Genomic DNA, 7,999 nt, shown 5'->3' with positions numbered 1-7,999 from the left:
AGACTGTCACTCCTTTTACATGTTCCAAGTGTGGCTTAAGCCATGATGCAGTGTCGAAATACGAGATATATTGTTGAATTTATCCCCAAACCCCCGCAGGTCGAAAACAAAAAAAGTATGAACAACGGAAAATTGTTCACAACTTTATCCACAGGCTGTTGATAATATTATGGGTCAGATCACATATTCACATCCAAAAGTAATACAATCATAGCAAAAGAAACCCCGCATTTCAACGTATCGCGTGATTTTATCCACAAATTCAATAACTTGTGTATAATTTTTAGTCACAACACAATATATTGTTTATAAACTGTTTAACTTTCGACAGAATGACCCAAAAACCCAAAATGTTTTATACACAGGTTATCCGTCAAATGATGCCAAATTGTGTGTAAAAGTATTCTTCGTTTGTGAATAACCTGTCTGTGGATAACCGTGAAGTGAAAACAAAGCATGATTGAGATCGGAAAAAGAGTGACCTCTCACCCTCGTGTTTTTCTTGCCAATGGGGCGATGGTGAAAGCGACGAATTCAGTATCTGGATGGGAGACGGAGAGGGGGAGTAAACTCATGCTTTTAATTGAACAAGATCAGTGGTGTATTTTCTGAGTAGATGGTAATTCTGTGATGACAATGTATAAGAATAATGGACATAGATGACTTCATTTTGAGACATATGGAATGAGAATTATCAGGATAAGAGGTAAGCTGATGCTCGAATATGGAGGTTGAAGTGTATGAATGTATAATATGAAATCAAAGGATAGATTATGCGTGTATAGCAAAAGAGGGTGTCCTCTAAAACCGATTTTTGGTTTTAGAGGACACCCTCTTTTTTAATGCAGAGACGAAGTATGGATTGATGATTTAGAGACGGGGAAGGGACATCTTACGCTGGAATTCAGCGATATCTGCGTATTCCTCTTCCAGTTTGCGAGAGATCCGAATAAAGATGGGCAGCAGCTCTTGGTAGAGTACAGCATTCTCTTTGATAGGGGTATGCCGATGCGTTGTACCGACCATGGAAGAAACGGCATGAAGCGATTGGATCCGCCCTGTAGCGTACAAACCAAGCACGACGGCACCCAAACAGGAACTTTCGAAGCTCTCGGGTACAACCACTTCCTGATTGAAGATATCAGACATCATCTGGCGCCAGAGAGGAGAGCGTGCAAATCCACCTGTGGCTTGAATGGAGGTAGGTTGCCCAATCTGTTCTTCCATGGCGAGCAGTACCGTATATAGGTTGAAAATAACCCCTTCCAGGACAGCACGAATCATATGCTCTTTCTGGTGATGGAGTGTTAAGCCAAAAAAGGAGCCACGGGCATCCGGATTCCATAAAGGGGCACGTTCGCCCGAAAGGTACGGATGGAACAGAAGCCCTTCCGATCCCGGCCGGACACGTTCGGCAATTTTGGTCAGTACATCATAGGAATTGATGCCAAGTCGTTTCGCTGTCTCCACTTCAGACGCGGCGAATTCATCCCGCACCCAACGAAACAGCATGCCACCGTTATTCACAGGTCCACCAATGACCCAAAGATTCTCTGTGAGGGCATAACAGAAGGTTCGACCTTTGGGATCGGTAACCGGACGGTCCACGACAGTGCGAATGGCCCCGCTGGTTCCGATGGTTGCTGCGACAACACCAGGTTCAATGGCATTTACGCCGAGATTGGATAAAACCCCATCACTTGCGCCAATAACAAAGGGCGTAGAGGGGGAGAGAGCCATTTTTTCAGCCGATTCGTGATTCATTCCTTCTAATATATGTGTTGTAGGTACAAGCTTCGAGAGATGGTCGGGTGTAATGCCTGTAACCTCAAGGGCCTCTGCGTCCCAGTCCAGTTGTTCCAGATTGAGCAAACCTGTGCAGGAAGCGATGGAATGGTCGACGACATATTGTCCGAATAGACGGAAGAACAGATATTCTTTAATCGAAATAAATTTGGCGGTACTCTCAAAAAGTTCAGGTTCATCGTGGCGCAGCCACATTAATTTGGTCAGGGGTGACATGGGATGGATCGGTGTACCTGTGCGCAGATAGATGCGATGGCCCAATCCATTCTCTTGCAGCTTGGCAGACCAAGCTGCACTTCGATTATCCGCCCAGGTGATGCAACGGGTTAAGGGTTTATTATCCTGTCCCATGGCAATGACACTATGCATAGCCGAGCTGCAGGATACAAACAGGATCTGCTCGGCAGCAACACCACTCTGATCCATGACTCCTCGTACAGAGCGGAGGGCCGCCTGTACAATCTCTTCAGGGTCCTGCTCGGCAACATCGGGTGCCGGGGTATACAAAGGGTATTCCTGCGTTGAGGTACTGATGACGGAGCCCTGCTCGGTAAATAACACGGATTTGGTACTGGTAGTACCAATATCGATCCCAATCATATAGTTGTTCATGTATTTAATCCTTCTTTCTCCAGAAAGCGATAAGATTTTAATTTCTTTCTACTATAGATACTCCATTTATACCACTGTACTCAGGAGCAAAATAAAGATCAGTCCCACTACAGATAATAGTGTTTCCATAACGGTCCACGTTTTCAATGTCTGGGAAACGCTCATATTAAAGAATTCTTTGATCATCCAGAATCCCGCATCGTTTACATGAGACAAGATGAGTGACCCCGCACCTGTGGCGAGTACAACCAGCTCAATATTGGCCCCTGGTGTGAGTGCAAGCACTGGAGCGACAATACCGGCGGCTGTTGTCATGGCTACGGTTGCTGAACCGGTAGCTACACGAATGAGCCCAGCGACAAGCCAGGCAAACAGGATCACGTTGATGTTGGCATGGGTAGCGACTTCAGCAATCGCGTTACCCACACCACTATTGATCAATACCTGTTTGAAGGCACCGCCTCCACCAATAATGAGAATGATGGTCGCCGTAGGCGCCAGACATTCACTGGTGAAACGGGAAATATCGTGTTTGGTGAATCCACGTGCAAAGCCGAGTGAAAAGAGGGCAAATACAACTGAAATGAGCAAAGCAATGATCTCATGACCGATAAATTCACTGAAAACAGTGAAACCGCTCGTGGCATTTGGGTCAATGATGCTTGCTATGGAACCAATCAGCATCAAAATAACCGGCAGCAATATGGTAAACAGGGTAATACCAAACCCAGGCATGTTGCTGTTTGTTTTGGTTGCGAATTGTTCAGCCAGTTCTGCTGGCGGTTCGGTGTGTATTCTTTTACCAATAAATTTACCAAACAAGGGACCTGCAATAATCGCTGTAGGAATACCAACAATAAGAGAGTACAAAATGGTTTTACCCAGATCCGCGCTGAAGGCTTCAATCGCTATCATTGGCGCTGGGTGGGGTGGGACCAAACCGTGTACAGTCGATAAACCGGCCAAAATGGGAATACCAATCTGCAACAAAGACATATTGGTTTTACGTGCAACGGTGAAAATGATGGGAATCATCAAAATCACGCCAACTTCGAAGAAAACGGGAATACCCACGATAAATCCAACAATCATCATGGCCCAGTGCACACGTTTCACACCGAACCGATCAACCAATGTAGTTGCAATGCGCTCGGCACCGCCAGATTCGGCCATCATCTTACCAAGCATTGTACCGAGAGCAATAACAATTGCGATGGTTCCAAGTGTGCCGCCAAGTCCCCCGGTAATGGAAGAGATCACATCGGCAGGTTTCATGCCTGTAAGCAAACCGAGCATTAATGCGGACAACAGCAGGGTGATAAAGGGATTCCATTTATACTTGGAGATCAAAACGATCAGAAAAACGATCGCAATTAACGTCCAAACCAATAATGTTGCGTTGTGGGATAGTCCAAAAAGAGTGCTCATGATGTTGTGTGCTCCTTTATTTCTGTTATAGAACGCTTACAAGTGAAATTAGCGTCAACAATTAAAGTTGTACCAGTACCGCAGAAGGTGTTGGCGAAAAATGTAGTTTTATCATGCCCAAATTTGAAACAAAATCGCATTTTGTATACTTGTCGACAAGTTAAGTCGCAATCATTCACGACGGATATGATTGCAAACGCCTTGCATCGATTAGGAATCAAAGCTTTCGTGCAGGGTTTTGCCAGAATCTTGGAAATACGTGCGGACTCCAGCCTGAATGAGCATCTTGTCACCTGATTCAAGAGCTTCAATAAGCAAACGATGTTTCTTAATTACAGCGCTTACTTTCTGCTCGCCTTGAACAAATACTCTGCGCGTTGTAAGCAGCATAACGGTCATCACAACATATCGAATACTCTTCCATAGATGTGAAATACGGGAATGCTGAGCAGCTTCAATGATGGTCTCGTGGAAAACGAGATCCTGATAGGCGAATTCGACGGCGTCCTGATGCCGTCCAGCAAGTTGCATTTTGTCGATCACGTTACGTAGCTGGGTGATTAATGATTCTGGGACATCACCAGCAAGTCGCTGCTGCACAAAACTTTCAATCAGGAAACGGACATCATACAATTCTTCGACATCCTTGATTCGTAGTCCAATGACAACGACACCCATACGTTCAAGTCGAATAAGTCCTTCATTAGACAATGTTCGTAACGCTTCACGGACAGGTGAACGACTGCTGTCAAAATCAGCCGCAATTCGGTTTTCCGACAAAATCTCTCCAGGTCGAAGGGTACCGCTGATGATCCGCAGCCTTAATTCGCAGGCAATGGCTTCACCACGGGAAGCCCCTTGAAGCCAGGAAGAAGGAAATAACATATGGCTAACGCTCCTATTAATAAGTAATCAGTTCATTACTGATCATAGCATAACTATTTTGCGGACTGGACATTCAGTTCCATCCATAGTCTGTAGCTGCAAGCTAACGGCTAATGTTTTTTTCAAAGGACTACTTGTATACAAGATGTGATTTTTATCCTACACCTTTCTCAAAAGCTTGTAAACCTTAATTGAAGCGGATACAACGGGATTAGAATATGACGATATTTATAGCCTATAATCATTATCCACATGTGAATAACTTCAAACAAGATGAAATGAAGGAGATAACGGGTATTGGAGGGTGTGGATAACTATAAACGCTGAAATAGGGTGATCTGATCAGGGTCTGGGGATAACTTTTAGAACTCTCTTCGGGGCTTGAAATTGGTATTGAAGTGAACGGACTGTGGTCATTACTATCGGTGGGATAAAGAGTGTATATAAAAGAGGGAGAAGCCTTGCGCCTTGCAGTTGACTTTTCCAGGTGATCATGGTTAAATATATAAAGGTGTTTTCTGTGAAGATGAAAGTGATTCATCACATAAGTATTTCCTTGTGAGGAGGTGCAATACATTGAGACCTACATTCAAACCGAACGTTAGCAAACGTAAAAAAGTTCATGGTTTCCGGAAAAGAATGAGCACGAGCAACGGCCGTAAAATTTTGGCCGCACGTCGCCTTAAAGGCCGTAAAAACCTGAGTGCTTAATGCATTGAAGACCACCGAGGTGGTCTTTTTTTTCTTAATTAGCTCAAATCAGACTGGATGCTGCTACAGATCAGGTCTGAATGGTCTGCGAAAAAGTGCTGAATACACACGAATGTATGTTGAGTGAGTTTTCCATTATTCGAAAACTTACCTTATATAATGATGAATCGTTGATAGGTTTAAATGGCCAATCAACATTCATCCCGGATGAATGCGTATCAGTTCAAGTAGCTGATTAACAATCATCCCAAATGAAGTTGTCGCCAAGGCGGTTTACCGTCATTCAAGAAAGCCTATACTAAATCAGTAATGAGGCCTCCGTCAATAACATTGGTGGAGAAGAGCAAGGAGAAGCGCCGTGTATAAAAGACTGCGTCTACGAAACCGGGCGGACTTTAGTCGCGTATACCGGTATGGGAAATCGTTTGCCAATCATCAATTCGTGGTGTATGGCTGTCGCCGTAAAGATACGGAACAATTTCGGGTCGGCGTATCATGCAGCAAGAAAATCGGAAACGCTGTCGTACGCAACCGGATGAGACGCATGATCAAGGAAATTGTTCGTCATCATGAGCATGAGATCGTCACGCAGATGGATCTGATTTTTATCGTCAGAAAAGGTGCACTGGACATGCCCTATAAGGAAATGGAAAAAAGCCTGCTACATGCGATGCGAAAGGGCTCTCTTTTGAAGTCGAGCAAGCGGTAAGCTTCGGTTTATTTGTCCTCCTAATTATGGTATGATTTTACGATGGAATGGAATGGTTAAGAGAGGGGTTATGAAGTGTCGCGATTGAAGACATCAAAGGGGAAGTGGATTCTCCTCATTGCAGTCATTGCAATGGTCACTGTACTCGCCGGATGTACTCCACAAGGAGCCGGGGTTACTACGGAAGATCTAAAGAATAGTGATTCTTTTTGGCAAGCCAATGTTGTGTACTGGTTCTCACTGGCGCTGGATACATTCGCCAACTGGTTCAAAGGTGAATATGGACTGGCCGTCCTCGTGATGGTGCTTATTGTACGGACATTGATTTTACCACTAACAATGAAACAAGTCCGTAGCTCCAAAGCTATGCAGGCGATTCAGCCGCAGCTGAAGGAGATTCAAGCCAAGTTTAAAGATACACCTGAGAAAGTTCAGCAAGAAACAATGAAGTTGTTCCAGGAGAACAAAGTTAATCCGATGGCCGGTTGTCTGCCACTTATCATTCAGATGCCGATTTACATCGCACTTTATAACTCAATTTACGGAAACTCCAGTCTGAGAACACATGATTTCTTGTGGCTCCAGCTCGGATCACCCGATCACCTGTTTATTTTGCCAGTGCTGGCTGCCATCACAACATTCATTCAAACTTGGATGATGATGCGTATGAACCCTGCACAGCAAATTGGTCCGATGCAGTTTATGCTGTGGGTGTACCCGATTTTGATCTTCGTGATGTCTTATCAGTTCCCGTCAGCACTTCCGCTGTACTGGTTCTACAGTAACATCTACACGATCGTGCAAAACTATTTCCTTTACCGGAATAATGATAAAATCGTAGCTGAGGTCAACGTGAAGCAGAATAGCTCTTCCAAAAATGGAGCTAAACGCAAAAACGGTGGCAAAGCGACCGTCTCTGGGAAAGGGTCGAAAGGGGCCAAAAAATCGAAATGACCAAAGTCATTACGTCAGGAAAAACCGTTGAAGATGCTGTAAACCAAGGATTGACCGAGCTTGGCGTAAGTCGGGACAAGGTCGAGATACAAGTGTTAGAGCAGCCGTCAAAAGGATTCCTGGGTTTGTTCGGGGTGAGGGCGGCCAAAGTTGAAGTGAAATTATTGCCTGTACCGGAAGTTGTTCCACAGCCGATCAAGCCAGCTGCATACAAGTCTGAAGTAGATGCATTACTCGAGGATGTCGCAGCTAAAAATCCCTATGAAGAAGCGGCTGCTTTCTTGAAAGAGGTCGCAGCAGGTATGGGACTGGATGTTGAAGTGCATATCAAAAAACAGCGGGATGGACATATCTTCAATATTGCCGGCGAAGATCTGGGCATGATTATTGGCAGACGTGGACAGACGCTGGATGCGCTTCAGTATCTAACGAACATTGTAGCGAACCGATATTCGGAAAGCTTCGTTCGAATTGTGCTCGACGCGGAGAATTTCCGTCAACGTCGGCGGAAGACGCTGGAGGATCTGGCTGAACGGTTGGCTGGACAAGCAATCCGTACCGGTAAGGAAGTTGTACTGGAACCAATGCCTCCGCTCGAACGAAAAGTCATCCATGCAAAACTGCAAAATCACCCGCAGATTAAGACGTTAAGTAAGGGCGAGGAGCCTAATCGGCGTGTGGTTATTACGACGAAATAACACGAAATTGAAGACGCAATGGCTTCCTGCCCGGTGCAGAAGCCATTGCTTTTTTCGTACAGAAGCAATTTGATAAGGTGCGTAGAACAAGTAAAGAGTGGACTTAATACGATAAAATACATGTCATATGATATATCATTAATAGATTTGAAAATGGATATGGCGTCCCCAGAGGGACGGCAATTTAAAATAGAGC

At 44.8% G+C, this 7,999-nt stretch carries 7 protein-coding genes; 4 read left to right on the top strand and 3 right to left on the bottom strand.

Features of this window, described 5'->3' with window-relative positions:
* Positions 1 to 870: 870 nt before the first annotated feature.
* The 3 genes from gntK to MHI52_RS31055 all read right to left on the bottom strand — a co-directional run bounded on the left by gntK (position 871) and on the right by MHI52_RS31055 (position 4,731).
* The gene (gene gntK, locus MHI52_RS31065) at positions 871 to 2,418 is read right to left on the bottom strand and encodes a gluconokinase (protein WP_127547535.1); all 1,548 of its coding nucleotides are present in this window, start codon (positions 2,416 to 2,418) and stop codon (positions 871 to 873) included.
* A 66-nt stretch (positions 2,419 to 2,484) separates the two neighbouring features.
* Complete coding sequence (locus tag MHI52_RS31060; protein WP_036671886.1) at positions 2,485 to 3,846, bottom strand: gluconate:H+ symporter; 1,362 nt, start codon at positions 3,844 to 3,846, stop codon at positions 2,485 to 2,487.
* 210 nt (positions 3,847 to 4,056) lie between these two features.
* A complete protein-coding gene (locus MHI52_RS31055) occupies positions 4,057 to 4,731 on the bottom strand; it encodes a GntR family transcriptional regulator (RefSeq protein ID WP_282319772.1) in 675 nt (224 codons plus the stop codon).
* Positions 4,732 to 5,307: 576 nt separating this feature from the next.
* Between MHI52_RS31055 and rpmH the strand changes: the two genes are divergently transcribed.
* From rpmH to jag, 4 genes are all read left to right on the top strand, one after another.
* A complete protein-coding gene (rpmH, locus tag MHI52_RS31050) occupies positions 5,308 to 5,442 on the top strand; it encodes a 50S ribosomal protein L34 (protein ID WP_017691413.1) in 135 nt (44 codons plus the stop codon).
* A 358-nt stretch (positions 5,443 to 5,800) separates the two neighbouring features.
* On the top strand, positions 5,801 to 6,151 hold the full coding sequence (gene rnpA / locus MHI52_RS31045; RefSeq protein ID WP_036611981.1) for a ribonuclease P protein component: 351 nt from the start codon (positions 5,801 to 5,803) through the stop codon (positions 6,149 to 6,151).
* 75 nt (positions 6,152 to 6,226) lie between these two features.
* Positions 6,227 to 7,105 (top strand): YidC/Oxa1 family membrane protein insertase, encoded by an 879-nt coding sequence (locus MHI52_RS31040; protein WP_076252192.1) that lies wholly within the window; start codon positions 6,227 to 6,229, stop codon positions 7,103 to 7,105.
* Positions 7,102 to 7,803: an RNA-binding cell elongation regulator Jag/EloR gene (gene jag / locus MHI52_RS31035; protein ID WP_036611977.1), complete on the top strand. Its 702-nt coding sequence runs from the start codon at positions 7,102 to 7,104 to the stop codon at positions 7,801 to 7,803. Before MHI52_RS31040 ends, jag begins: the two co-directional genes overlap by 4 nt.
* Positions 7,804 to 7,999 lie beyond the last annotated feature (196 nt).

It is taken from the genome of Paenibacillus sp. FSL H8-0283, from assembly GCF_045040675.1.
Classification (GTDB): domain Bacteria; phylum Bacillota; class Bacilli; order Paenibacillales; family Paenibacillaceae; genus Paenibacillus; species Paenibacillus amylolyticus.
Note: the sequence above shows the minus strand (reverse complement) of the source record. Positions and strands in the feature narration are given on the sequence as shown.